We start from the raw sequence: 22,941 nt of genomic DNA, 5'->3' as shown, positions 1-22,941 counted from the left end.
CAGGCGATTCAGGCGGAAAGGGAAGACGTTGGCGAGGGCGAGGAAAGGCTGTCACAGATCGCACCGATGATCAATGCCATCGAACGCGAACCCGGGTCCACATGGCCCAGCGCCCGGTCGCCGAGGAAGGAGGCGCGGCCCTTGATGGCGTCCATCGCGGCCGTGGCTTCGGCGCTGGCAAAGGCGCACTCGCGCACGCGCGCGGCGAGGTTGTCACCGCCCGAGGCCAGCACCTTCTGCACCGGGTCGAGCACGTCGAGCAGCGTCTTCTGGCCGACCTCCGCCTTGCCGAGCCGTGTCAGCGCCTTGATGCCGGCGTCGACGGCGCTGGCCAGCGCGGCGGCAGTCGGCGGGTCCGGCAGCTCCTTGCCGAGCGTGACCATCAGCGTGCCGAACACCGGGCCCGAGGAGCCGCCGATGGTCGACATGCAGGTCATGCCCATGGTGCGCAGCGCGTCATTGAGCGACTGGCCGGCCATGTCGTCGAGCTTGCCCTGGATCGCGAGCGCGCCGCGCCGCATGTTGAGGCCGTGGTCGCCGTCGCCGATGGCCTGGTCCAGCGCGGTGAGTTCGTCGACGTGGTCGATGAGCGTTTGCGTGGCGTTGCGGATGAGGTCGATCTGATCGGTCATGTCGTTCTTCCCTGTTGGTGATTCATGCAGTCATTCACTCATGCGGCGATGCGCTGGCCCTCGGCGTCGAACCACAGTGGGCGCATCAGTTCGACGCGCACCGCATCGTCGGGCTCGAAGCGCTCGCCGCCGGGCGCGGAGACGATCAGTTCCTGGTCGCTGTCGTCGAGGCCGACGTGCACGAGGTGCTGGTCGCTCAGCCGCTCGATGCGCTTGACGCGGGCGCCGCGGTGGGCCGTGTCCGCCGCATCGCGATGGATTCGCAGATGCTCCGCCCGCACGCCGACCGTGACCGCCTGCCGTGGCCCCGCGACAGCCGGCACCAGCGCGCGTGGAAAGAGGTTGATGCGCGGCGAGCCGAGCCGCGCCGCGACGTGGCTGCTGCGCGGGTCTTCGTAGATCTGCTGCGGCGTGCCGACCTGGACCAGCTTGCCCGCATCGAGCACGCCGATGCGCGTGGCCATGGTCATCGCTTCGATCTGGTCGTGCGTGACGTAGAGCATGGTCGCGCCGAGGTCCTGCTGGATGCGCTTGAGTTCGAGGCGCAGGTCGTTGCGCAGCTTGGCATCGAGCGAAGACAGCGGCTCGTCCATGAGGTAGAGCGACGGGCTGCGCACCAGCGCGCGGCCGATGGCGACGCGTTGCATCTGGCCGCCGGACAGCTTGGTCGCGGGGTTCCTCAGCTTGTCGTGGATGCGCAGCATGTGCGCGACCTCCTCGACCTTGCGGCGGACCTCTGCCTCGGGCGTCGGGCGCAAAGGCGAACGCAGGGGAAAGGCGAGGTTGTCGAAGACGCTCAGGTGCGGATAGAGGGAGTACTGCTGGAACACGAAGGCGACGTCGCGCAGGGCCGGGGCCAGCGCGGTCACCTCGCGTCCGGCGATGCAGACCTTGCCTGCGTCCGGCTGCTCCAGGCCCGCGACGAGCCGCAAGGTGGTGGTCTTGCCGGCGCCGCTCGGGCCGAGCAGCACGAAGAATTCGCCGCTCGGGATGTCGAGGTTCAGTCCATCGACCGCCTGGATCGCGCCGAAACGCTTGCCGACGTTGGTGAGTCGCAGCTCAGCCATGGCGTGCTCCCTGGCGACGCACGGCGTGCGGCTGGTCGTCGCGCGCGGTGCGCAGCGCGCGGCCGGATGCGGCGTCGAAAAGCGACACTGCGCGTGAATCGAAAGCCAGGCCGACGTGGTCGCCGCGCCGCGCGGGGCTCGTGACGTCGACCTTGGCCCGCACCGTTGCGCCCTGCGCGGTGGCCAGCGTGACGACGGTACTGGTGCCAAGGTACTCGGTACCGAGCACTTCGGCGCGCAGCATGGAATCGTCGTGGAAGCGCACATGCTCGGGCCGCACGCCGCACAGCAGGTGGCGCGCCGACACGTCCTCGCGCGCGGCCGGCACGATGAGCTTCGCGGGGCCGATCTGGATGGCGTCGTCGCCGCTGGCCATCGCCGCTTCGAAGGGCAGGAAGTTCATCGACGGCGCGCCGATGAAGTCGGCGACGAACACGCTGGCCGGCCGCTCGTACACCTCCAGCGGTGCGCCGAGCTGCTCGATCACGCCCTCGTTCATGATCGCGATGACATCGGCCATGGCCATCGCTTCCATCTGGTCGTGCGTGACGTAGACGGTGGTGGCATGCAGGCGGTCGTGCAGCGCGCGCAGTTCCTGGCACATGACCTCGCGGAATTCGGCATCGAGCGCGCCGAGCGGCTCGTCCATGAGAAAGGCCAGCGGCTGCCGCACGATCGCGCGGCCGAGCGCTACGCGCTGGCGGTCGCCGCTGGAGAGGCCCGACACCGGCTTGTCGAGCAGGTGCGTGATGCGCAGCGTGCGCGCGGCCTGTTCCACCGCCTGGTCGACCTGCTTGCGCGGCATGCCCTGCGACACCAGCGGAAAGGCGATGTTGCGCCGCACGTTCATGTGCGGATAGAGCGCGAACATCTGGAACACGAAGGCGATGTCGCGCGCCGATGCGCGCTTGAAGCTCACGTCCTCGTCGCCGAGGAAGATCTGTCCGGAGGTCGGCAGTTCGAGCCCCGCGATCATGCGCAGAGTGGTCGTCTTGCCGCAGCCCGAGGGGCCGAGCAGGCAGAAGAACTCGCCGTCGTGCACGGTGAAGGTGGAATCCTTGACCGCGGTGAAGTCGGCGAAGGCCTTGTGGAGGTGGTGGACGCGGATGTCGGCCATGTCACATTTCCGTCGCGTGGCGTGCCGGGCGCTTCATCGCATGAATTACGGGCTTGGGCGCGTGCCGAGGCCGCTGGGTATTCCCCTCCGCGAATGTCCCCCGGCCTTCGGCCTCCTCCTTTATTTCGCTGCGGGGAACACCCAGCACCCTCGACACGTGGGACGGTCTGTGTTTCCGGCGTCCGCTATCCGCAAACCCGGCGGGCGGAAAACTCGGCAAGGGTCGAGCGCATGTCATTTCGGTTCGCTCATTCGGGAAACTTCGACACGACCATGAACAGCAAGGTGCCGAACAGCGTCGTCACGAACGACCACGTGTAGAGCACCATCGCCAATGGCTGCAGCATCATCACCAGCCCGGCCGTGATGACGACGCAGGCGACGATCTCCATGGGGCCACGTCGCAGCCAGCGTGGCCAGCGGCGTTGGCGGTGCAGGGGCGTTGTCGTATTCGTCATTCCAGTTTTCCATGACTGCGCGCCGCTCGCGCCGCTCGCGCCGCTTGAAGCTCGATTGGGCGCACGGGCCGAGGGCAGGTTGTGTTGTGCCGGCCGATCAGCCACTGCGCATCTGGATCACGTCGATGGTGTGCTCTGCGCAGCGAAATAAAGGAGGAGCCGGCAGCCGAAGGCTGACGGCGGGGGACATTCGCGGAGCAGAGTACGCCGTCGGCGTGATCCCGTGCCCCGGCCGCAAACCCGGCGGTCAGAGTACGTCGCGAGCGCCGGGGCAGTTTCAGGGCGAACGTCATTTCCGCACCGCTCCAAACGTGATACCGCGCAGCAGGTGCTTGCGCAGCAGGATCGTGAAGACCAGGATCGGTATCAGGAACAGCGTCGTCCCCGCTGCGACTGCAGGCCAGTCCTGCCCGCCTTCGCCGATGATGATCGGGATGAACGGCGGCGCCGTCTGCGCCGTGCCGGAGGTCAGCAGCACGGCGAACGCGTATTCGTTCCACGCGAAGATCAGGCAGAAGATCGAGGTCGCCACGATGCCGGTGGTCGCCTGCGGCAGCACCACCTTGCGAAAAGCTTGCAGCCGCGTGTAGCCGTCGACCATCGCCGCCTCCTCGTACTCGCGCGGAATCTCGTCGATGAAGCCCTTGAGCAGCCACACCGCGAGCGACACGTTCACCGCGCTGTAGAGCAGGATCATTCCGAGACGCGTGTCCGACAGGCCGAGTTCACGGTACATCAGGTAGATCGGGATCGCGACCGCGATCGGCGGCATCATCCGCGTCGACAGGATGAAGAACAGCAGGTCATCCTTCAGCGGAACCTTGAAGCGCGAGAAGGCATAGGCCGCCATCACGCCGAAGCCGACCGACAGCACGGTCGAGCCGAAGGCGATGATCAGCGAGTTGATGAAGCGGGGGATGTAGTTCGACGGCCCCGCGATCACCATGTTGTCGGCACGCGCGACCTTGTCGCAGGTGTCGGTCGCGGGCGGAAGCGCGGCGACGTATTCGGGTGTCTGGCGCGAGCGCGTCGTGAACAGGTTGCAGTAGCCCTGCGGCGACGGTGTGAACACGATCTTCGGCGGATAGCTGATGGAGTCCGGCGGCGTCTTGAAGCCGGTGAGGATGATCCATACCAGCGGGATCATCGTGATCAATGCATAGAGCACGACCACCGACCCGGCGAACCAGCGCGTGCGCGAACTCGGCTCGACGACGGAATGCGCGGTGCTGATGCCTTGGCTCATGTCGTCCTCATCAGCGGTTCTTCACGTGATTGAGTGCCTTCACGTAGATGTTGGCCAAGCCGAACACCGACACGAAAAGGATGATCGCGAAGGCCGACGAATAGCCGGTCCTCCACTTCTCGAATGCCTCGCGCTTCAGCGTGATCGACGCCAGTTCGGTCGCGGACCCCGGCCCGCCGGACGTCAGCAGGTTCACCATGTCGAACATCTTGAAGTTCTCGATGCCGCGGAACAGCACCGCGAGCATGATGAAGGGCAGCACCATCGGCAGCGTGATCGACCAGAACTGCCGCCACTTCGAGGCCCGGTCGACCTCGGCCGCCTCGTAGATGTAGTCGGGTATGGAGCGCAGGCCGGCCAGGCAGATCAGCATCACGTAAGGCGTCCACATCCAGGTGTCCACGATGATGATCGCCCACGGCGCCAGCTTGACCGACCCGATCATCTCGAACGACGACGCCGGCACGCCCGTCAGGAACGACACCGCGTAGTTGAACAACCCGATCTGCGGCTGATAGAGGAAGGCCCAGAAGTTGCCCACCACGGCCGGCGACAGCATCATCGGGATCAGGATCATCGTCGTCCAGAAGCCGTGCCCGCGGAACTTGCGGTCGATGAGATAGGCCAGCGCGAAGCCGATCACCATCTGCAGGAAGATGGTCCAGAACAGGAAGTGCGCCGTGGCCTGCATCGCCAGCCAGATGTCCGGATCGGTGAGCACCGACACGTAGTTGTCGATGCCGACGTCCAGCACATTGGCGTTGGGCCGGTTGGCCCGGTAGTTGGTGAAGGACAGCTTGATCGTCCAGATCAACGGGAAGATGTTGATCGCGAGCAGGAGCACCATCGTCGGCCCGACAAAGAGCCACGCGATCGCCCGGTCGGACAGGCCGCGCATGCGCATCGCCGCCGCCGGTGGCGTGGCTTCGGCGGCCCGGGCGACGATTCCTTTGGCGGAGGGGCTCGGCATCGGTGGACGAATGGCGCTCACGGTCTTCACGCCTTCTTACTTCGCCTTGCCATCGTCCTTGAACACCTTGGTCCAGTCAACGACCAGCGCGTCCAGTGCTTCCTTGGCGGTGCCCTTGTCGGCCACGACGTAGTCATGCACGCGCTTCTGCATGGCGAGCAACAGTTGCGCGTAGGAAGGCTCGGCCCAGAAGTCGACCACCATGCCCATCGAGTCGAGGAAAGCCTGCGCGAAGGGCGAGCTCTTCGGGTAGGCCGGGTCGTCCAGCACGGCCTTGGCCGCCGACGAGCCGCCGATGGCCTGCCACTTCTTCTGCACCTCGGGGCTCGCGAACCACTTGATGTACTGCAGCGATTCGTTCTTGTTCGCCGAGTACGACACCACCGAGATGCCTTGGCCGCCCAACTGCACGCCCTTGCCCTTGTCCGACGGGTTGGTGAAGAAGCCGATCTTGTCGCCACCGACGTTCGGGTCCTTGTAGAGGCCGGGGAAGAAGGCGAACCAGTTCATCATCATCGCGACCTGGCCGGACTTGAAGGCATCCAGCCCTTCGCCCATGTACGCATTGGTCAGGCCGGGCGGCGTGCTGCCCTTGTAGATGGCCTTGTAGAACTCGAGGCCGCGCACCGCGTCTGGCGAGTTGACGAAGCCTTGCATCGAATACGGCTTCTTCGGGTCTTCGTATTTGAAGCCCATCGGGTAGAGCACGTTGGTCACGCCCATCGTGATGCCTTCGGAGCCGCGCTCGGTGAAGATGTAGGCGCCGTAGACCTTCTTGCCGTCGATCATGCGGCCCTGGAAGAATTCGGAGACTTCCTTGAACTCGGTCCAGGTCTTGGGTGGTGCGAGGTCGCGCTTGTACTTGCCCTTGAACTCGGCCTGGATCTCGGGCTTGGCGAACCAGTCCTTGCGATAGGTCCAGCCCACCGCGTCGGCCATCGCGGGCAGGGCCCAATAGTTGGGCGTGTTTTTCGGCCACTCCGCGTAGCCCACCACGGTGGCGGGCGCGAAGTCGGTCATCTTGATGCCTTCCTTGGCAAAGAAGTCATTGAGCTTGACGTAGTGGCCCTGCTCGGCCGCGCCGCCGATCCACTGGCTGTCGCCGATGATCAGGTCGCACAGCTTGCCCTTGGAGTTGAGCTCGTTGAGCATGCGGTCGGCGAAGTTGGTCCAGGGCACGAACTCGAACTTCATCTTCACGCCGCTCTTGGCCGTGAAGTCCTTCGACAGTTCGACCAGCGCATTGGCCGGGTCCCATGCGGCCCAGCAGAGCGTGATGGTCTTGTCCTGCGCCTGTACGTTGGCGCTGGTGAGGCCGAGAACGGCAGCAGTGGCCAGGGCGAGCACCCCCGGCAGCATCTTCGAGATCGATTTCATGAGCAGTCTCCAGAAAAACAAGGGGTTTCAAGGACACATACCCGGCTGTCGAGCACCTAATGCAGGTTCTCGGCCGTCAGGATCTCGATGCGCGGCTGCACCACGTTGAGTGCGCCGCGGACGTTCTCGCACAGCGCGCGCAACACGCGCGCCGCCGTCAATACGCAGTAATGAATGTCCTGGTGCAGGACGTAGCTGAGCGCGTTCGCCGACAGCAGCGATCCGTGCTCGTCGGTGAAGTCGTGGGCGATCGCGCCGGCCTGCGGCAACAGGCCCGATTCGCCCAGCGCGCGGGCGACGCCGGCGCTGCCGGAGCCGACGTTGTAGATGCCGGCCACGCGCGCGGGGTCGATGTCGCCGCGCAGGGTCTGCAGCAGCGCCTCGCAGGCGCCATCGTTGTCGGCCGGAAGGTCGGGCGTGCGCTGCAGCTTCAGCGTGGGGAAACGCTCCTCGACGGCCTGCGCGAAGCCGATGCGCCGCTCGATCTCGGAGCTGAGCCGCGTGGCCTGCGACGACAGCAGCAGCGTGTCGCGCCGGGCGCCGCAAGCCATGCGGCCGAGCAGCAGCCCGGCCGTGCGCCCGGCGGCGCGGTTGTCGGCGCCGATGCAGGTCTCGCGCATCGAGCCGGCCACGTCGGAGAACAGCGTGACGACATGCACGCCTGCACGCACCAGCTCGTTGATGGCGCGCTTGATGGGCGGGAGGTCCGGCGCCATCAGCGCGATGCCTTCGCAGTCGCCGACCTGGGCCAGTTCCTCGGCAAAGCGGACGGGGTCGGTGGTTTCGATGCGGTGGGTGATTTCGGTGATGTGCGCATGCCGGAAGTCGCCGGCCGCCTGTGCGATCTGGCGCTCGACCAGGTCGACGAACGGCGATTCGTCGGCCGGCAGCACGAAGGCGAAGCGGGCGTTGGCGCCCTTGCGAGGCCGCCCGGGTTGCTGCGGCGCGCCGACTTCCTCGACCACCTGCATCACGCGTTGCACCGTTTCGGCATTGACGCCGGGCCTGCGGTTCAGGACCCGGTCTACCGTGGCCGTCCCCACGCCGGCGATGCGGGCGATGTCGGCAATGGTGGGGGTGGCGGACATGCTTGATGTCGTATTTGGTTTGGTGATGCTATTAACATCAATAAATAAATCAATCAGGGTTTTGGAGCATTGGCCGATGCCGGTGCACGCCAGCGGCCAGGGATGCAAGGAGAAGAGGGGCGGCGCCTCAGCGCGCCGGAACGGGCCAGGCGTCGCCGTCGACCAGCACATGCCAGCGCGCCGGATCCACGCCGTCGAAGGTAGCGAAATAGCGCGGTGACTCGCGCCCTTCCTGCGTCACGTCGCGGATCACGATGGCCTCGACGAGGGCTGGATGCTTTCGCGCGAGCTCGGCATAGATCTCAGGGTCCGCCTCGCCCGAATCGCCCACCAGCAGGAAGCGTCGCTGCGGAAAATCCGCCATCAGCTGCTCGATCACTGCGAGCTTGTGCGCGCGCGAAGTCCCTTTGCCTGGCAGCAGCGATCGCCAGGTGGTGCTTTCGCGCAAGTGCACGCTGCCCACGGGGAAGTCGCCGGCGCGCAGGAACTCGGCCAGCGGCGGGAAGAGCTGGATCGGGCTGGCAGAGACATAGTGAAAGCGCGTGCCGGGTTCGCCCGCGAGCGTGCGGTACATCTGCGCCATGCCCGGCACCGGATCGAAGCGCCGCGTGAAGGTGTTCAACATCATCTCGTGCGTGTTGCGAACGTGGGTGTGCTTGATGGTGTCGTCGATGTCCGAGACCACCGACAGCCCGACGGGCGGCACCACGATCGCCTGGCCGTTGAAACGCCGCGTATCGCCGGGCGCCGTCAAGGCATGGAACCGCACCACATCTTCGTCCGGGCGCGGAGAGGGCGCATCGATCAACAGCCGCATGTTGGTGCGGCCGTTGTCGGCGGTTGGCGGCAGCGCGATCTGCAGCCCGGTGGCGTCCACGACGATGTCGATCACCCGCTCGTCGCTCGACTCGGTGTGGAACAGGCCGGTGCGCTGGTCGAAGCGCGTGCGGGCCGCCCGCGAGAGCCGCTGCACGTCGATCTTCAGGTAGCGCGACAGAAGGCTGTTCACGCCGTGCATTCGCTCCTTCTCGTAGAGCCACGCATGCACGTCGATTTCAAGCTGGCCGCCTTCCACGACCCGCGCGACGCCGGGCATGAAGAGCACCTGGTCCTTGGCGCGAAGCGGCTCGGCATGCAGCGCAGGCGACAGCGCCACGGCCAGCCAGAAGGGCAGCAGCAGGGCGTGTACGCCGTGCGCGACCGATAAGTTCATGCAGGCACGAGCGAGCGCAGCAAGTCGGCTGCGGGGATCGCGCGGCAGCCGGTGGCGTTCTGGCCCGACCACAGCGTGGAGAAATCGTCATGTCCCAGTTTTTCGGCGGCGGCCTTCAGCGGCGCCAGCGCGGCGGTCGCGAAGGGGAAGGCGGGCGCGGCGTCGCTCAGCGCACCCAGTTCCTTCATGAGCCGGTTGTACATGCCGCGTGCGGGCCGGCCGGTGAACACGTTGGTGAGCGTGGTGTGCTCGGCGCGCCGGCTTTGCAGTGCGGCCCGGTGCATCGGGCTGATGGTCGCCTCCGCGCACAGCATGAACGAGGTGCCGAGCTGCACGCCGGCCGCGCCCAGCGCCAGCGCCGCGACCACGCCGTCACGGTCGGCAATGCCGCCCGCTGCGATCACGGGCACCTTCACCGCGCGCACCACCTGCGGCAGCAGCGCCATCGTGCCGAGTTGCGTGCTGAGGTCGTCGCTGAGGAAGATGCCGCGATGTCCACCGGCTTCCACGCCCTGCGCGATGACGGCATCGACGCCGTGGGCTTCGAGCCAGCGCGCCTCCTCCACCGTCGTGGCCGAGGAGATCACCTTGGCGCCCCATCCCTTTACACGGGCAAGCAGCGCTGGCGGCGGCAGTCCGAAATGAAAGCTCAGCACGGGCGGCTTGAACTCCGCGATCAGCCCGGCAACCTCGGCCGAGAAGGGTGCGCGACCGCCACCCGCAGGCACCGTGGCCGGGTCGATGCCGAACTCGGCGTAGTACGGCGCGAGGGCCGCGCGCCATTTCGCCTCGCGCACCGGGTCGGGCTCGGTGGGTTGGTGGCAGAAGAAGTTGACGTTGTAGGGCCGCGTCGTCTGCGCCGCGATGGCTCGCAGTTCCGTGCGCAGGCCATCGGGCGTGAGCATCGCGCAGGGCAGCGAGCCAAGGCCGCCCGCGTTCGATACCGCAATGGCCATCGCGCTGGTTTGCACCCCGGCCATCGGCGCCTGGATGATCGGCAGTTCGATGCCGAACAACTGCTGGATGTTCATGGTGCCTCGCTCCTTTGCAGCGTCACGAAACTGTAGGGCAAGCCGTTGGCCGCGACGTGCGATTCACGGGCCGTTTCATGCCAGCCTGCGCCAAGCGGCGGCGCATGGACATCGCCGTCGAAATCGCGGTCGATCTCGGTCACGATCGCGCGATGCGCGAAAGGCGCCGCCTCGGCAAAGATCTGCGCACCGCCGATCACCCACACCTCTTCGCTCTGTTCGCACAGCGCGAGCGCCTCCTGCAGGCTTGCCGCGCGTTGCGCGCCTTCTGCGCTCCAGTCGGGCTGGCGCGTGACCACGATGTTGTCGCGTCCCGGCAGCGGCCGGAACCTGGGCGGCACCGAGTCCCACGACTTGCGCCCCATGATCACCGGCGCACCCATCGTCGTGCGCCTGAAGTGCGCCAGGTCCTCGGGCAGGTGCCAGGGCATGGTGCCGTTGAAGCCGATCACGCCGTTGGCGGCGCGGGCGTAGAGGAGGTTCACGCGTGCCATCGTCATCTCCCGCTTCAGACCGCGACCGGCGCCTTGATCGCCGCATGATGCTGGTAGTCCAGCACCTCGAAGTCCTCGTACTGGTAATCGAAGATCGACCCGGGCTTGCGCTTGATGTGCAGCGTGGGGTACGGGTGCGGCGTACGGCCCAATTGCAGCGCGACCTGCTCGGCATGGTTGGTGTAGATGTGGCAGTCGCCGCCGGTCCAGATGAAGTCGCCCACGTCCAGGTCGCACTGCTGCGCCACCATGTGCGTCAGCAGCGCGTAGCTCGCGATGTTGAAGGGCACGCCGAGGAAGATGTCGGCGCTGCGCTGGTAGAGCTGGCAGCTCAGCTTGCCGCGTTCGCCCTCGGCTTGCGGCGGCGCCACGTAGAACTGGAAGAAGGCATGGCAGGGCATCAGCGCCATCTTCGACAGCTCCGCCACGTTCCATGCGCTCACGATGATGCGGCGCGAATCGGGGTTGCTCCTGAGCGTCTTGATGACGTCGCTGATCTGGTCGATGTGGCCGCCGTCGGGCGTGGGCCAGCTGCGCCATTGCACGCCATAGACCGGGCCCAGGTCGCCGTCCTCGCGCGCCCATTCGTCCCAGATCGTGACGCCGCGCTCCTTCAGCCAGTTGTTGTTGCTGGAGCCGGTGAGGAACCACAGCAGTTCCTGGATGATGGACTTGAGGTGCACCTTTTTCGTGGTGACCAGCGGGAAGCCTTCGTTCAGGTCGAAGCGCATCTGGTAGCCGAACACGCTCCTGGTGCCGGTGCCGGTGCGGTCGGCCTTGAACACGCCGTGCGTGTCGACGTGGCGCATGAAGTCTTCGTATTGGGAGCGGATGGGGCGGGGGGTCATATCGGTTGGGCGGGTGGCCGCCCGTCCCTGGAAGTGCGGGCGTTGTGGATGGCGACAACTTCCGCGGTCAGCAAATCGTTGACTGTCCGGGAGAGATCCAGGCCAAGGTGCTCGGCCATTTCGAGCACCTTGCTGTTGAGCTGGAGCTCGATCTCTTCGTGCGGCGCGTTTTCGAAGTCGTGCATGAGGTCGAAGAATACAGGCGGGTTTGCGGTCAAGCCCGCAGCACTCGCCCCGGATTCAGGATGTTCTGCGGATCAAGCCCGCGCTTGATGGCGCGCATCATGCCCAGCGCGACCGGGGACTTGTGCTTCTCCAGCTTGTCGACCTTGAGCGCGCCGATGCCGTGCTCGGCCGAGAAGGAGCCACCGAACTGTTCCACCGCGTCGTACACCAGCGTGTTCACGCGCGCTTCCTCGTTGTTCAGGAAAGCCTTCGAATCGCCATCGGCCGGCGCCTGCACGTTGTAGTGCAGGTTGCCGTCGCCGAGGTGGCCGAAGTTGACCAGCCGCACGCCCGGGATCTCGCGCTGGAGCAGCGCGTCCGTGGCGGCGACGAAGGCCGGGATGCGCGACACGGCAATCGAGATGTCGTGCTTGATGTTCAGGCCTTCTTCGGCCTGCGCCAGCGGGATGCTTTCGCGGATGTGCCAGAGCTGGTGCGCCTGCGCGAGGTTCTCGGCCACCACGGCATCGGTGATGCAGCCGTCTTCGAAGGCCTTTTCCATCAGCGCCTCGAAGCGCGTGCGGGCATGGTCTTCGGATTCGCTGTCGGAGTTCTCCAGCAGGACGCAGTAGGGCGCCGAAGCGTCGCCTGCGAAGGGCACACGCATCGCGGGAAAGTGCTTCACCACCAGGCTCAACGCGAACTGGCCCATCACCTCGAAGCCGGTCAGGCCCGCGCCCAGGTATTGGTGCGCGAGGCCCAGCAGCGTGACCGCATTGTCCAGTGACGGCACGGCGGCCCATGCGGTGAGTTGCGCCGCGGGCATCGGATAGAGCTTCATCGTCGCGGCGGTGATGATGCCGAGCGTGCCTTCACTGCCGATCAGGAGGTCGCGCAGGTCGTAGCCTGTGTTGTCCTTGCGAAGGCCATTCGTGCCCTCCCAGATCTCGCCCTGCGGCGTGACCACTTCGAGGCCGAGGCACAGGTCGCGCGTGTTGCCGTAGCGCACGACCTGCGTGCCGCCGGCGTTGGTGGCGAGGTTGCCGCCGATGGTGCAACTGCCTTCGGCCGCGAGACTCAGCGGGAACAGGTAGCCCGCCTTTTCGGCCGCCTCCTGCAGCGACTGCAGCACGCAACCGGCCTCCACCGTCACGGTCATGTTGGCGCCGTCGATCTCGCGCACCGCGTTCATGCGCTGCAGGCTCAGCACGACCTGCCTGCCGCTCGCGTCCGGCGTCGAGCCGACCGCGAGCCCGGTGTTGCCGCCCTGCGGCACCAGCGAGGTGCCGGCAGCCGCGCAGGCCTGGACGACCCCGGCCACCTGCTGCGTGCTGCCCGGCCGCACCACGGCCAGCGCCTTGCCGCGGTCGCGCTTGCGCCAGTCCTGCTCGTAGGCGGTGAGGTCGCCTTCGGTGAGCACGTTGGGGGCGCCGACGATGACGCGCAGTTGGTCCAGCAAATCGGTCATGAGGAGGCAGTCCCGGTGGGGTGTTGCGCCGCGGCGTTGCGCAGGCGCAGCCGCACGTGAAAGGCGCAGGCGACGAAGAGGACGAGGCACAAGACCACTTCCAGCAGCGCGAGCGCGCGGCTCAGCGGCAGCACGTCGCTCCAGGCGCGCACCACGCCTTCGGTGAAATAGAGCCAGACCATGAGGCTGACCCAGCGATAGGTGTACATGCGGTTCTTCAGGAGCCCGGCCAGCGGCACGATCAGCGGCAGCACCTTGAGCGCCAGCCAGGAACCGCCGGGCCGCACGGGCGCGAGCCACATCTCCCACGCAAGGCCGAGCACGATCAGGCCGACCAGGCTGCCCACGGCCAGGATACGGGTCAGGGCGACGGAAGAAGAGGGCGTTGCGGTGGTTGTCAAAACGGAAAGCTTGCAGGTGGCAGGACCCCTTCCAGGAACACCGCGAAGAATCGGCTTCGCGCGGCCGCTGGTGCTGCCCCGCCGAGGGGGTGGCGGCTCGACTCGCAGTGCCGGGCGGCCCGGGGGGTGAACCTATGATACCGGGCATGAATTCCCGGCAGTGGCTGCAAGATCTCTCGCAATTTCCCTGGCGCAACACCGCCGCCGTACTCGGAAAGCGATTTCGCGAAGACCGGCTCGGCTTGACGGCCAGCAGCCTCACCTTCACCACCATCATTGCGCTGGTGCCGTTCTTCACCGTGGCGCTGGCCTTGTTCACGGTGTTCCCGATGTTCGCGTACATGCGCGGACGCCTCCAGCGCTGGCTGGTCGAAAGCCTGATCCCCGACAACATCGCGCGGCAGGTGCTGGACTACCTGAACCAGTTCTCGAGCAAGGCGAGTGGGTTGGGCATTGCCGGGCTGGTGGTGCTGGTGTTCACCGCCGTCGCATTGATCCTCACCATCGACAAGACGCTCAACAACATCTGGCGTGTGCGCACGCCGCGCCCGCTGGCGCAGCGCGTGCTGATCTACTGGTGCGCGATCACGCTCGGTCCGGTGATGCTGGCGGTCAGCATCACCACCACGGGCTGGGCGTTCGCGGCGTGGGGCGGCGGACAGGGAGGCATCGCCCTCCTCAAGACGCTGTTCGACGCGGTCGAATTCATCCTGGTGGCGGGCGCCCTCGCCACGCTGTACCGCTTCGTGCCCAACACCCACGTCAAGTGGGCGCACGCCTGGGCGGGAAGTCTTTTCGTGGCGGTTGCCATCGACATCGCCAAGCGCGGCCTGGCCTTCTACCTGAGCCTGATGCCCTCGTACTCGGTAATCTACGGTGCGTTCGCGATCCTGCCCATCCTGCTGATCTGGATCTACATCGCCTGGGTGATCGTGCTGCTCGGCGCGGTCATCGCGGCCTACCTGCCGAGCCTGATGACGGGCGTGGCGCGCCGCGGCAATGTGGCCGGCTGGCGCTTCCAGCTGGCGCTCGAAGTGCTGCAGAACCTGCACGCCGCCCAGTCGACAGCGGCGCGCGGACTCGGCGGCGCGGCGCTGGTGCAGCGCTTGCGGGTCGACTCGCTGCAGCTTGCGCCGGTGCTGGAGACGCTGGTCGCGATGGACTGGATCGCGCCGCTGGCCGAAGCGCCCGGCAACGACGATCCGCGCTTCGTGCTGCTGGCCGATCCCGACAGCACGTCGCTGGCCCCGCTGGTCGGGCGCCTGCTGCTGCCGCCGGCGCAGAGCCTGCAGCCGGTCTGGCAAAAAGCCCCGCTCGCGGAGTTGCGCCTGCGCGATGCGCTGTAATTCCACCCGACTGATAATCCCGCTTCCTTGAACGCAGTACTCCAATCCCCCGCCGATGACGCCCTCTGGGTGGTGTGCCTTTGCGCCGAATGGTGCGGGGCCTGCCGCGAATACCGCCCGCTGTTCGAGCAGGTGGCCAAGGCCCATCCTTCCATGCGCTTTGCCTGGGTCGACATCGAGGACCATGCCGACATTGCCGACGACTTCGACGTGGAGACCTTTCCGACCCTTCTCGTCGCAGGCGGGCAAGGCACCCATTTCATCGGGCCGATGCTGCCCCATGCCGAGACGCTCTTGCGCATGCTCGCGTCGCTGCAGCCGGCCCGTGCCGCCGACCCCGAAGTGAGCACGCTGCTGGCCGCGCTGCGCCAGGCCCCCGAACAATTCGAGATCTGATCCATGAAAGTCCTGCTTTTCGGCGCCAGCGGCATGGTTGGCCAGGGTGTGTTGCGTGAATGCCTGCTCGACCCCGACGTGAAGCGCGTGGTGGCGGTCGGGCGGAGTTCACTCGGCAAGTCCGAACCCAAGCTCGGCGAGCTGATCGTCAGCGACTTCTACGACTATTCGGCGGTCGAATCGAAGCTCAAGGGCTTCGACGCCTGCTTCTTCTGCCTGGGCGTGTCGTCCGTGGGCATGAAGGAGGCCGACTACCGCCGGCTCAGCTACGACCTGCCGATGGCCGCGGCCACGGTGCTGGCGCGGCTCAATCCGAAGATGACCTTCACCTTCGTGACAGGCGCCGGTTGCGACAGCAGCGAGCGCGGGCCGGTGATGTGGGCGCGGGTCAAGGGCGCGACCGAGAACGCCTTGCTGAAGCTGCCGTTCAAGGCGGCCTACATGTTCCGGCCCGGCATCATCCAGCCCCTGCATGGTGTGCGTTCGAAGACGCCGCTGTACCAGGGCATCTACAGCCTGACCGGGCCGCTGTTCCGGGTGTTCGGGGCGGTCGCGCCCAACTCGGTGACCACGAGCGAGAAGGTCGGGCGCGCGATGCTGGCGGTGGCCAAGCGAGGGGCTCCGACGCCGTTCGTGGAGATGGCCGACATCAATCGGCTCGGGGCTTGAGAACCCGGCCGGTGGCCGAAGCTCCTGCGTTATTTCGCTGCGCAAGGACCTGAAGGGGCCGAGCGCCTGCCAGCTTCAAATTGCACCCGCTCACGCGGTCTTCGTGGCTTCCCCCCAGGCCAGCTCCGCCACCCGTTCGAATTTCGACGACAGCGCCACCGCCTCGGGGCTCGACGCCGTGCCGCGCAGCACGCGCCCGCGGATGCCGTGCAGGATGGCGGCGAAGCGGAACATGTTGAAGGCGACGTAGAAGTCCAGGTCCCCGATGCCATCGCGCCCGGTGCGCTCGCAGTAGGCCCGCACATACTCTGCCTCATCCGGCAGGCGCGAGGCCGCCAGGTCCACGCCCATGATGCCGCCCAGGATGTCCGGCGGCATGCGGTACATCATGGCGTGGTAGGCGAAGTCGGCCAGCGGATGGCCCAGCGTGGAAAGCTCCCAGTCGAGCACGGCGATGACGCGCGGCTCGGTCGGATGGAACATCAGGTTGTCGATGCGGTAGTCGCCGTGGACGATGGAGGTCTCGTCGCCGGCCGGAATGTTCTTCGGCAGCCATTCGACCAGCAGGTCCATGTGCGCATTGCGGCCCGCGGCCTCGTCCTCGAAGTACTGCTTCGACCAGCGCTTGACCTGGCGCTCCACATACGCGCCGGGACGGCCGTAGTCGCCGAGCCCGATGGCAGCGTAGTCGACGCAGTGAAGTTGCGCCAGCGTCGCGTTCATCGCATCGAAGTACGCGGCGCGCTCGGCGGCCGGCAGCTTCGACAGCGTCGCGTCCCAGATGATCCGTCCCTCCATCATCTCCATGACGTAGAACCAGCTGCCGATCACCGCATCGTCCTGGCACAGCCCGTAGACCCGCGGCACCGGAAAGCCCGCGCCGTGCAGCGCACCGATGACGCAGGCCTCGCGCTCGACCGCATGGGCGCCCTTGAGCAAGTGGCCGGAGGGCTTGCGCCGCAGCACGTAGGAGCGCGTCGGCGTCGTGAGCTTGTAGGTGGGATTGGACTGGCCGCCGGCAAAGCGTTCGGCCGAGATCGGCCCCTTGAAGCCGTCGACATTCGCCGTCATCCATTCCGCGAGGTTTTCCCCGGACAGATCTTGTTGCACGAGTGGCGTGGCGCTCGTGTTGCTCTTGCTCATGCGTGGCCCTTTCCGAGCGCATCGCGCTTGATCTTCTTGGCCAGCGACCACTTGTGCACCTCGGTCGGGCCGTCATAGATGCGAAACGCGCGCACTTCCCGGAACACCTGCTCCACGATGCTGTCGCGCGAGACGCCGGTGCCGCCCATCACCTGCACGCAGCGGTCGGCGATGCGGAACAGCAGGTCCGCGACGGCCACCTTGGTCACCGAGCTTTCGGTGGTGCCGAGCGAGCCGGAGTCGAGCACCGTGGCGCACCAGTCGATCATCAGCTCGGCCTGCTTCAGGTCGATCATGTTTTCCGCGAGCATGAAGCCGACGCCCTCGTGATCGACCAGCAGCTTGCCGAAGGCCTTGCGCCGCACCGCGTACGCGGTGGCGATCTCCTGCGAGCGCACGCACGCGCCGAGCCAGCGCATGCAGTGCGACAGGCGTGCGGGAGACAGCCGGATCTGCGCGTAGCGGAAGCCTTCGTCCACCTGGCCGAGCACCTGGTCGTCGGCGACCTTCAGGCCGTCGATGAGGACGACCGAATGGCCGCCGGGCATCGAACTGTCGATGGTGTCGAGCACGCGTTCGACGCGGATCGCCCGATGCGGCAGGTCGACCAGGAACATGGTCGCGGTGGTCTTGTCGCCGGTGCTGGTGCGCGCCATGACGATGCCCACAGAGGCACCGACCGCGCCGGTGATGAAGGCCTTGCGGCCGTTGATGACCCAGCCGCCGCCCTCGCGCACCGCGGTGGTCTGCAACATCGACGGGTCGGAGCCCGCGCCGCCTTCGTCGGCCGGCTCCGTCATGAAGAAGGCGGAACGCGCCTCGCCGCTCACGAGCCTTGCCAGGAAGCGTTCCTTCTGCGCGGCCGATGCGACCTTGCCGAGCAGGAACATGTTGCCCTCGTCGGGCGCTGCCGTGTTGACGGCCGTGGGGCCCAGCGTCGAGAGGCCGCTGAAGCGCAGGACATGGGCCGTCTCGAGTTGCGAGAGGTGGTCGCCATCGTCGAGGATGTGCGGCGTGAGCACGCCGGCCTCGCGGGCCTTGGCGCGCAACTCGCGCACGAGATCCTCGCTCGGGCCGTGCGGGCCGCAGCGCGGATCGCGCTCGTAGGGAACCACGACGTCGCGGACGAAGGCCTCGACGCGCTTGCCGATGGCGTGGGCGCGCTCCGTCGGGAGGTGGCCGATAGGAGTCGGGGGTTGGGTCGTCATGCGTTCGTATCCTCGTTGCGTTCCTTCAGCCACTTCGAGATGGAAGGCGCGAGCACCTTCTGCGCCTTGCCGCCGACGAAGGTGCCGATGTGCCCGCCAGGCACCGACAGCTCGCTGTAGTCCTTTGTGCCGAACTTGTCCCCCATGTCGCTGGAGCAGCAGGTCGGCACGACCACGTCGCCCTGCGCGTAGACATTGAGCACCGGCATGCGGATGTTGTTCAGGTCCACGCGCCTGTCCCCCAGCATCAGTTCGTTGCGGATCAGCTTGTTCTCCTGGTAGAGGTCCTTGAACCATTGGCGCAGGACCTCGCCGGGGTGCCCCGGACGGTCGGCGATCCAGCGTTCCATGTGCAGGAAGCCGAGCATCTTGGATTCATCGTCGAGGATGTCGACGAGCTCGGTCGTGTACTTCGTCATGTTGAGCACCGGGCTCATCATCAGGAATGAAAGGCCCACCGCCGCACCCGGCGCCACGCCCATCGTCTCGACCATCAGGTCGATGTCTTCGGGCTGCAGCGCGCGCGCCCACAGGTTCATGTAGCCGGAGCCCGGCTCGGGCGGCAGCGCCTTGTCGCCGTGGAAGTCCAGCGGCGTCACGGTGATGACGAGGTTCTTGATCTTCTCCGGGAACAGCGCGGCGTAGCAGGTGCAGAACACGCCGCCCTGGCAAACGCCCAGCAGGTTGATCTGGTCGACGCCGTGGCGCTCGCGGATCACGTCGACGCAATCGTCCAGGTAGCCCGAGACGTAGTCGTCGATGGTGAGCCAGCGCTGCGCGCGCGTGGGATGGCCCCAGTCGACGACGTAGACATCGAGGCCTTCCGCGAGCAGCTTGCGCACGAAGGAGCGGTCCGGTTCCAGGTCGATCATCTGGTAGCGGCCGACCAGGGCGTAGGCCAGCAGGATCGGCGGGCCCATCGGCTTGTCGACGATGGGGCGGTAGCGGTAGAGGCGCACCGTGTCCTGCCGCCAGACCTCGTCCTTGGGCGTGGTCGCGATGGCGAGCTGGTCCTCGGTGTAGGAAGCCAGGCGCTGGCTGCCGCGCGTGATGTTCTCGGTGACGCGTTGCAGTTCGCGCATCACGCCTTCGGGGGTGAGGCGGATCGGCAGCGTGGCAGTGGGGGTGGCGGTCATGCTTTCTGGCCCTTTGACGATGGGATGCGCTTGGCAGCGGCGGGGTGGGATTCCGTGGGCCTGGCGGCGGGCTTGGGCTTGGGAGCGGCCAGTTCGGCGACGGCAGCTGGCGCTGGCGCGACCGGCTTGCGCAGGCGGCGCACCTGGCGCTTGAGTTCCTGGATCTCGCGGTAGGCGTCGTCGACTTCGGCGCGCGTCGGGATGTTCAGCGCCTCGCTGGCGATGGCGACGATGCGCTGCTTCTGCTTTCTGGTGCGCGCGCGTGCCCGCACCAGCTCGGCCGAGGCCGCGAGCGCATCGGGGCCCTGCATCGCGCCGTGCATGGACTGATCGAGCGCACGGGCCCAGAGCCGCACCAGCTTCAGCAGCGAGTCGACCGACTCGCCACGTTCGCCCATCGCGCGAAGGTCCTTCAACAGCATGTCGTTGCCCTTGGCCAACGCGGCCACGACGATGCTCATGTACTGCGCCTGCGCCTGCTGCTTGCCGAGCGAGGCGGCTGCCAGTTCGCGCGCCGCGCCCTGCAGTTCGCGCGTCGGCGCCAGGCCGAAGGCATCGGCCAGGCCGCCATAGGCGCGCTCCAGGTTGAGGGACAGGGGCGCGAGCGCATGGCCGAACAATTCCATCGGCGCCCCCATCAAGCCCCAGCCGTCGGTCAGCAGGGTCTGGGCGGACTTCAGGCCCGGCGCCATGACGCCCAGCGCATCGGCGATGCCCTGCATCTGCCGGCGGAGCACGTCCTGCAGCGAGATGAAAGCCTCGCCGGGGTCCGGGTTCGCGAGCAGCGCCTGGACATAACCCTGGTAGAGCGGGCCGATCAGTTGCTGCGTGAGTTGCAGTGCCTGCGCCACCTGCCCGGCCGGAAAGGGCAGGCCGTTGCCATCCACGGCCACGGCGCCGTCCTTGGGCATGGCGATGCCGGCCAGGTTGGCGATCTGGCCGCGCCACCACTCGAAGAGCTGGCCGGATTCGTTGCGTGCTTCGTTGTCGTTTTCGGCGGTCATGTAGGTGCTTTCTTGTGCGAGGAGTTCAAAGCGAACTGACCAGGTGCCCGCCGTCCACCGCGAGTACCGCGCCGGTCATGTGCGAGCCGGCCGGGCTGGCCAGCAGCAGAAGCGGGCCGTCCAGGTCTTCGAGTTGGCCGAAGCGGCGTGTCGGGATGCGCGCGCGCAGCTTGTCGCCGGCCTCGCTCTGGAGGAAGTCGCGGTTCAGGTCGGTGACCACGCAGCCCGGAAGGATCGCGTTGACGCGGATGTCGTAGCGGGCCAGTTCGAGCGCCATCGCCTTGGTCGCCTGCACCACGCCGGCCTTGGAGATCGCATAGGGCGCGACGCCGCCCGCCACGCGCTCACCGAGGATGGACGCGATGTTGACGATGCGGCCGGCCTTCTTCGCGGCGACCATCCGGCGCGCCGCTTCCTGCGCGACCATCCAGCCGCCCTTGAGGTTGGTGCCGACCACCGAATCCCAGTCCTCCTCGGTGTGCTGCAGCAGCGACTTGGTGACCGTCACGCCCGCGTTGTTGACCACGATGTCGGCGGGGCCGCCGCAGGCGCGTTCGAGTTCGTCGAAGCAGGCGACGATGCTGGCGCCGCTGGTCACGTCCAGGCTCAGCGCAATGCATTTGCCGCCGAGCGCCTGCACCTCTTCCACCAGCGCGCCGAGCTTGTCGGCGCGCCGCGCGACGACGACCAGTTCAGCCCCGGCCTTTGCCAGCGTGAGCGCGAAGCGGCGGCCGAGCCCGCTCGATGCGCCCGTCACCAGCGCACGCTGGCCGTCGACGCGGAACATGTTCTCGATGCCTTGTGTCATGGCGGTACTCACAGCAGTGCGGCTTGCTCGCGCAGCACGTTTTTCTGGACTTTCCCGGTCGCGGTCTTCGGCAACTCGCCGAACACCACGTTCTTCGGGCACTTGAATCCTGCGAGGCTGGCGCGGCACCACTTGATGATTTCCTCCGCGCTCACTTCCCCGGCGTCGGCCCGGAGCGTGACAAAGGCGCAGGGCGTCTCGCCCCACTTCTCGTCGGGCTTGGCGACCACGGCGGCATCCATGACCTTGGGATGCCGGTAGAGGACTTCCTCCACTTCCAGCGTCGAGATGTTCTCGCCGCCCGAGATGATGATGTCCTTCAACCTGTCCTTGATCTCGATGTAGCCGTCGGGATGCATCACGGCCAGGTCGCCGGAGCGGAACCAGCCGCCCTTGAACGCCTCCTCGGTGGCGGCCGGATTGTTCAGGTAGCCCTTCATCACCGTGTTGCCGCGGATCGCGATCTCGCCGACCGTTTTGCCATCAGAGGGTGCACGGGCGCCGGTCTCGATGTCGAGCACGGCGATCTCCTGCTGCGTCGGCATCGCGACGCCCTGGCGCGCCATCTTGGCCGAACGCGCGGTCAGGTCGAGGCCGTCCCAGTCATGCTGCCAGGCGCACAGCGTGGCGGGACCGTAGGTTTCGGTCAGGCCGTAGAGGTGCGTGATCTTGAAGCCGATGCGTTCCATGGCCTCGATCACCGCGCTCGGCGGCGCGGCGCCGCCGGTCGCGACTTCCACGCGATGGGCGTAAGGGTCTTTCGGCAGGGCCGGCGAGTGCAGCAGCATGTTGAGCACGATCGGCGCGGCGCACAGGTGCGTGATGCGCTCGCTGCCGATCAGCTCGAAGATCCGCGCCGGATCGACCGTGCGCAGGCACACGTGCGTGCCGCCGACCAGCGTCACGGCCCAGGTGTAGGTCCAGCCGTTGCAGTGGAACATCGGCAGCGTCCAGAGGTAGGCCGTGTCGGGCGTCAGGCCGAAGGCCAGCGCATTGCCCATCGCGTTGAGGTACGCGCCGCGATGGTGGTACATCACGCCCTTTGGGTCGCCCGTCGTGCCCGAGGTGTAGTTGAGCGCGATGGACTGCCACTCGTCGGCCGGCAGCTTCCATGCGAAATCGGCGTCGCCCTGCGCGAGGAAGTCCTCGTAGCCGAGCTGGCCGATCGCCATCTCGTCGCCATGGCCGTCCTTGCCGGTGGCGGTGTCGACGATGTCGATCACCAGCGGCGGCGATTCCAGGCCCTGGAGCGCCTCGCGCATCGGCTTCACGTAGTCGCGGTCGGCGATCAGCACCTTGGCCTGGCTGTGCTTCAGGCCGAAGCCGATCGCCGGGCCGTCGAGCCGCGTGTTGATGGTGCTGAGGATGGCGCCCGCCATCGGCACGCCGTAGTGCGCCTCGAGCAGCGCCGGGACGTTGGGCGCCATGATCGCCACCGTGTCGCCGAGGCCGACACCAGCCTTGGTCAGGGCCGATGCGAAGCGCTTGCAGCGCGCATACAGCTCGGCATAGCTCATGCGCCAGTCGCCATGCACCACCGCCGTCTTGTCCGGGTAGACCTTGGCGGCGCGCTCCAGGAAGCTCAGCGGCGACAGCGGAACGAAGTTCGCCTCGCGACGCGGCAGGCCGTCGTCTTTTGTGGGGGATGCCATGTGT

General features: G+C 67.0%; 24 protein-coding genes. 3 read left to right on the top strand and 21 right to left on the bottom strand.

Annotation, left to right across the window (positions count from 1 at the left end):
* Nucleotides 1-8: 8 nt before the first annotated feature.
* The 15 genes from dhaL to HCU76_RS08345 form a co-directional block, all read right to left on the bottom strand.
* Complete coding sequence (dhaL, locus tag HCU76_RS08415; protein ID WP_213955663.1) at nt 9-632, bottom strand: dihydroxyacetone kinase subunit DhaL; 624 nt, start codon at nt 630-632, stop codon at nt 9-11.
* Nucleotides 633-670: 38 nt separating this feature from the next.
* Nucleotides 671-1,699 (bottom strand): ABC transporter ATP-binding protein, encoded by a 1,029-nt coding sequence (locus tag HCU76_RS08410; protein WP_213955664.1) that lies wholly within the window; start codon nt 1,697-1,699, stop codon nt 671-673.
* Nucleotides 1,692-2,816, bottom strand: a complete 1,125-nt coding sequence (locus HCU76_RS08405) for an ABC transporter ATP-binding protein (protein WP_218509003.1) — start codon at nt 2,814-2,816, stop codon at nt 1,692-1,694. The genes HCU76_RS08410 and HCU76_RS08405 overlap by 8 nt, the downstream gene beginning before the upstream one ends.
* Before the next feature lie 248 nt (nt 2,817-3,064).
* The gene (locus HCU76_RS08400; protein WP_218509002.1) at nt 3,065-3,274 is read right to left on the bottom strand and encodes a hypothetical protein; all 210 of its coding nucleotides are present in this window, start codon (nt 3,272-3,274) and stop codon (nt 3,065-3,067) included.
* A 289-nt stretch (nt 3,275-3,563) separates the two neighbouring features.
* On the bottom strand, nt 3,564-4,520 hold the full coding sequence (locus HCU76_RS08395; protein ID WP_213955667.1) for a carbohydrate ABC transporter permease: 957 nt from the start codon (nt 4,518-4,520) through the stop codon (nt 3,564-3,566).
* 10 nt (nt 4,521-4,530) lie between these two features.
* Complete coding sequence (locus tag HCU76_RS08390; protein WP_218509082.1) at nt 4,531-5,490, bottom strand: carbohydrate ABC transporter permease; 960 nt, start codon at nt 5,488-5,490, stop codon at nt 4,531-4,533.
* 36 nt (nt 5,491-5,526) lie between these two features.
* Nucleotides 5,527-6,867: an ABC transporter substrate-binding protein gene (locus tag HCU76_RS08385; RefSeq protein ID WP_256354081.1), complete on the bottom strand. Its 1,341-nt coding sequence runs from the start codon at nt 6,865-6,867 to the stop codon at nt 5,527-5,529.
* 56 nt (nt 6,868-6,923) lie between these two features.
* Nucleotides 6,924-7,955 carry a LacI family DNA-binding transcriptional regulator gene (locus tag HCU76_RS08380; RefSeq protein ID WP_218509001.1) on the bottom strand — a complete coding sequence of 344 codons (1,032 nt, stop codon included), beginning with the start codon at nt 7,953-7,955 and terminating at the stop codon, nt 6,924-6,926.
* 127 nt (nt 7,956-8,082) lie between these two features.
* Nucleotides 8,083-9,168 (bottom strand): App1 family protein, encoded by a 1,086-nt coding sequence (locus tag HCU76_RS08375; protein ID WP_218509000.1) that lies wholly within the window; start codon nt 9,166-9,168, stop codon nt 8,083-8,085.
* Entirely contained in the window at nt 9,165-10,199 is a 1,035-nt protein-coding gene (locus HCU76_RS08370; protein ID WP_218508999.1) for a nitronate monooxygenase family protein, read from the bottom strand. The genes HCU76_RS08375 and HCU76_RS08370 overlap by 4 nt, the downstream gene beginning before the upstream one ends.
* The gene (locus HCU76_RS08365; RefSeq protein ID WP_218508998.1) at nt 10,196-10,699 is read right to left on the bottom strand and encodes a dihydrofolate reductase; all 504 of its coding nucleotides are present in this window, start codon (nt 10,697-10,699) and stop codon (nt 10,196-10,198) included. Before HCU76_RS08365 ends, HCU76_RS08370 begins: the two co-directional genes overlap by 4 nt.
* 8 nt (nt 10,700-10,707) lie before the next feature.
* On the bottom strand, nt 10,708-11,541 hold the full coding sequence (locus tag HCU76_RS08360) for a thymidylate synthase (protein WP_218508997.1): 834 nt from the start codon (nt 11,539-11,541) through the stop codon (nt 10,708-10,710).
* The gene (locus tag HCU76_RS08355) at nt 11,538-11,726 is read right to left on the bottom strand and encodes a type II toxin-antitoxin system CcdA family antitoxin (RefSeq protein ID WP_213955673.1); all 189 of its coding nucleotides are present in this window, start codon (nt 11,724-11,726) and stop codon (nt 11,538-11,540) included. The genes HCU76_RS08360 and HCU76_RS08355 overlap by 4 nt, the downstream gene beginning before the upstream one ends.
* A gap of 29 nt (nt 11,727-11,755) precedes the next feature.
* On the bottom strand, nt 11,756-13,174 hold the full coding sequence (locus tag HCU76_RS08350; protein ID WP_218508996.1) for an FAD-binding oxidoreductase: 1,419 nt from the start codon (nt 13,172-13,174) through the stop codon (nt 11,756-11,758).
* The gene (locus tag HCU76_RS08345; protein ID WP_218508995.1) at nt 13,171-13,575 is read right to left on the bottom strand and encodes a DUF2069 domain-containing protein; all 405 of its coding nucleotides are present in this window, start codon (nt 13,573-13,575) and stop codon (nt 13,171-13,173) included. Before HCU76_RS08345 ends, HCU76_RS08350 begins: the two co-directional genes overlap by 4 nt.
* 134 nt (nt 13,576-13,709) lie before the next feature.
* Between HCU76_RS08345 and HCU76_RS08340 the strand changes: the two genes are divergently transcribed.
* The 3 genes from HCU76_RS08340 to HCU76_RS08330 are packed head-to-tail and all read left to right on the top strand — an operon-like array spanning nt 13,710 to nt 15,986.
* The gene (locus HCU76_RS08340; protein ID WP_218508994.1) at nt 13,710-14,921 is read left to right on the top strand and encodes a YihY family inner membrane protein; all 1,212 of its coding nucleotides are present in this window, start codon (nt 13,710-13,712) and stop codon (nt 14,919-14,921) included.
* A gap of 27 nt (nt 14,922-14,948) precedes the next feature.
* Complete coding sequence (locus HCU76_RS08335) at nt 14,949-15,317, top strand: thioredoxin family protein (RefSeq protein WP_218508993.1); 369 nt, start codon at nt 14,949-14,951, stop codon at nt 15,315-15,317.
* A gap of 3 nt (nt 15,318-15,320) precedes the next feature.
* Nucleotides 15,321-15,986 carry an epimerase gene (locus HCU76_RS08330; protein WP_218508992.1) on the top strand — a complete coding sequence of 222 codons (666 nt, stop codon included), beginning with the start codon at nt 15,321-15,323 and terminating at the stop codon, nt 15,984-15,986.
* A 90-nt stretch (nt 15,987-16,076) separates the two neighbouring features.
* On the opposite strand, the gene HCU76_RS08325 is transcribed toward HCU76_RS08330, so the two are convergent.
* The 6 genes from HCU76_RS08325 to HCU76_RS08300 are packed head-to-tail and all read right to left on the bottom strand — an operon-like array spanning nt 16,077 to nt 22,937.
* Nucleotides 16,077-17,129: a phosphotransferase family protein gene (locus tag HCU76_RS08325; protein ID WP_218508991.1), complete on the bottom strand. Its 1,053-nt coding sequence runs from the start codon at nt 17,127-17,129 to the stop codon at nt 16,077-16,079.
* On the bottom strand, nt 17,126-18,337 hold the full coding sequence (locus HCU76_RS08320) for an acyl-CoA dehydrogenase family protein (protein ID WP_218508990.1): 1,212 nt from the start codon (nt 18,335-18,337) through the stop codon (nt 17,126-17,128). The genes HCU76_RS08325 and HCU76_RS08320 overlap by 4 nt, the downstream gene beginning before the upstream one ends.
* Entirely contained in the window at nt 18,334-19,473 is a 1,140-nt protein-coding gene (gene phaC / locus HCU76_RS08315; RefSeq protein ID WP_218508989.1) for a class III poly(R)-hydroxyalkanoic acid synthase subunit PhaC, read from the bottom strand. Before phaC ends, HCU76_RS08320 begins: the two co-directional genes overlap by 4 nt.
* Nucleotides 19,470-20,477, bottom strand: coding sequence for a poly(R)-hydroxyalkanoic acid synthase subunit PhaE (locus tag HCU76_RS08310; RefSeq protein ID WP_218508988.1), 1,008 nt, complete (start codon nt 20,475-20,477; stop codon nt 19,470-19,472). The genes phaC and HCU76_RS08310 overlap by 4 nt, the downstream gene beginning before the upstream one ends.
* A 25-nt stretch (nt 20,478-20,502) precedes the next feature.
* Complete coding sequence (locus HCU76_RS08305; protein WP_218508987.1) at nt 20,503-21,285, bottom strand: SDR family NAD(P)-dependent oxidoreductase; 783 nt, start codon at nt 21,283-21,285, stop codon at nt 20,503-20,505.
* An 8-nt stretch (nt 21,286-21,293) separates the two neighbouring features.
* Nucleotides 21,294-22,937, bottom strand: coding sequence for an acyl-CoA synthetase (locus tag HCU76_RS08300; protein WP_218508986.1), 1,644 nt, complete (start codon nt 22,935-22,937; stop codon nt 21,294-21,296).
* Nucleotides 22,938-22,941 lie beyond the last annotated feature (4 nt).

Origin of the sequence: Variovorax sp. dw_308 (genome assembly GCF_019207085.1) — a bacterium.
In the GTDB taxonomy this organism is placed as follows: domain Bacteria; phylum Pseudomonadota; class Gammaproteobacteria; order Burkholderiales; family Burkholderiaceae_C; genus Variovorax.
Note: the sequence above shows the minus strand (reverse complement) of the source record. Positions and strands in the feature narration are given on the sequence as shown.

Coding starts and splice junctions, on each gene's coding strand:
- HCU76_RS08380 (WP_218509001.1), bottom strand. CDS start 7,955: ATGTCCGCCACCCCCACCATTGCCGACATCGCCCGCATCGCCGGCGTG.
- HCU76_RS08370 (WP_218508999.1), bottom strand. CDS start 10,199: ATGAACATCCAGCAGTTGTTCGGCATCGAACTGCCGATCATCCAGGCG.
- HCU76_RS08350 (WP_218508996.1), bottom strand. CDS start 13,174: ATGACCGATTTGCTGGACCAACTGCGCGTCATCGTCGGCGCCCCCAAC.
- HCU76_RS08330 (WP_218508992.1), top strand. CDS start 15,321: ATGAAAGTCCTGCTTTTCGGCGCCAGCGGCATGGTTGGCCAGGGTGTG.
- HCU76_RS08310 (WP_218508988.1), bottom strand. CDS start 20,477: ATGACCGCCGAAAACGACAACGAAGCACGCAACGAATCCGGCCAGCTC.
- HCU76_RS08375 (WP_218509000.1), bottom strand. CDS start 9,168: ATGAACTTATCGGTCGCGCACGGCGTACACGCCCTGCTGCTGCCCTTC.
- phaC (WP_218508989.1), bottom strand. CDS start 19,473: ATGACCGCCACCCCCACTGCCACGCTGCCGATCCGCCTCACCCCCGAA.
- dhaL (WP_213955663.1), bottom strand. CDS start 632: ATGACCGATCAGATCGACCTCATCCGCAACGCCACGCAAACGCTCATC.
- HCU76_RS08395 (WP_213955667.1), bottom strand. CDS start 4,520: ATGAGCCAAGGCATCAGCACCGCGCATTCCGTCGTCGAGCCGAGTTCG.
- HCU76_RS08325 (WP_218508991.1), bottom strand. CDS start 17,129: ATGAGCAAGAGCAACACGAGCGCCACGCCACTCGTGCAACAAGATCTG.
- HCU76_RS08320 (WP_218508990.1), bottom strand. CDS start 18,337: ATGACGACCCAACCCCCGACTCCTATCGGCCACCTCCCGACGGAGCGC.
- HCU76_RS08360 (WP_218508997.1), bottom strand. CDS start 11,541: ATGACCCCCCGCCCCATCCGCTCCCAATACGAAGACTTCATGCGCCAC.
- HCU76_RS08365 (WP_218508998.1), bottom strand. CDS start 10,699: ATGACGATGGCACGCGTGAACCTCCTCTACGCCCGCGCCGCCAACGGC.
- HCU76_RS08390 (WP_218509082.1), bottom strand. CDS start 5,490: ATGCCGAGCCCCTCCGCCAAAGGAATCGTCGCCCGGGCCGCCGAAGCC.
- HCU76_RS08405 (WP_218509003.1), bottom strand. CDS start 2,816: ATGGCCGACATCCGCGTCCACCACCTCCACAAGGCCTTCGCCGACTTC.
- HCU76_RS08305 (WP_218508987.1), bottom strand. CDS start 21,285: ATGACACAAGGCATCGAGAACATGTTCCGCGTCGACGGCCAGCGTGCG.
- HCU76_RS08410 (WP_213955664.1), bottom strand. CDS start 1,699: ATGGCTGAGCTGCGACTCACCAACGTCGGCAAGCGTTTCGGCGCGATC.
- HCU76_RS08385 (WP_256354081.1), bottom strand. CDS start 6,867: ATGAAATCGATCTCGAAGATGCTGCCGGGGGTGCTCGCCCTGGCCACT.
- HCU76_RS08400 (WP_218509002.1), bottom strand. CDS start 3,274: ATGACGAATACGACAACGCCCCTGCACCGCCAACGCCGCTGGCCACGC.
- HCU76_RS08355 (WP_213955673.1), bottom strand. CDS start 11,726: ATGCACGACTTCGAAAACGCGCCGCACGAAGAGATCGAGCTCCAGCTC.
- HCU76_RS08300 (WP_218508986.1), bottom strand. CDS start 22,937: ATGGCATCCCCCACAAAAGACGACGGCCTGCCGCGTCGCGAGGCGAAC.
- HCU76_RS08340 (WP_218508994.1), top strand. CDS start 13,710: ATGATACCGGGCATGAATTCCCGGCAGTGGCTGCAAGATCTCTCGCAA.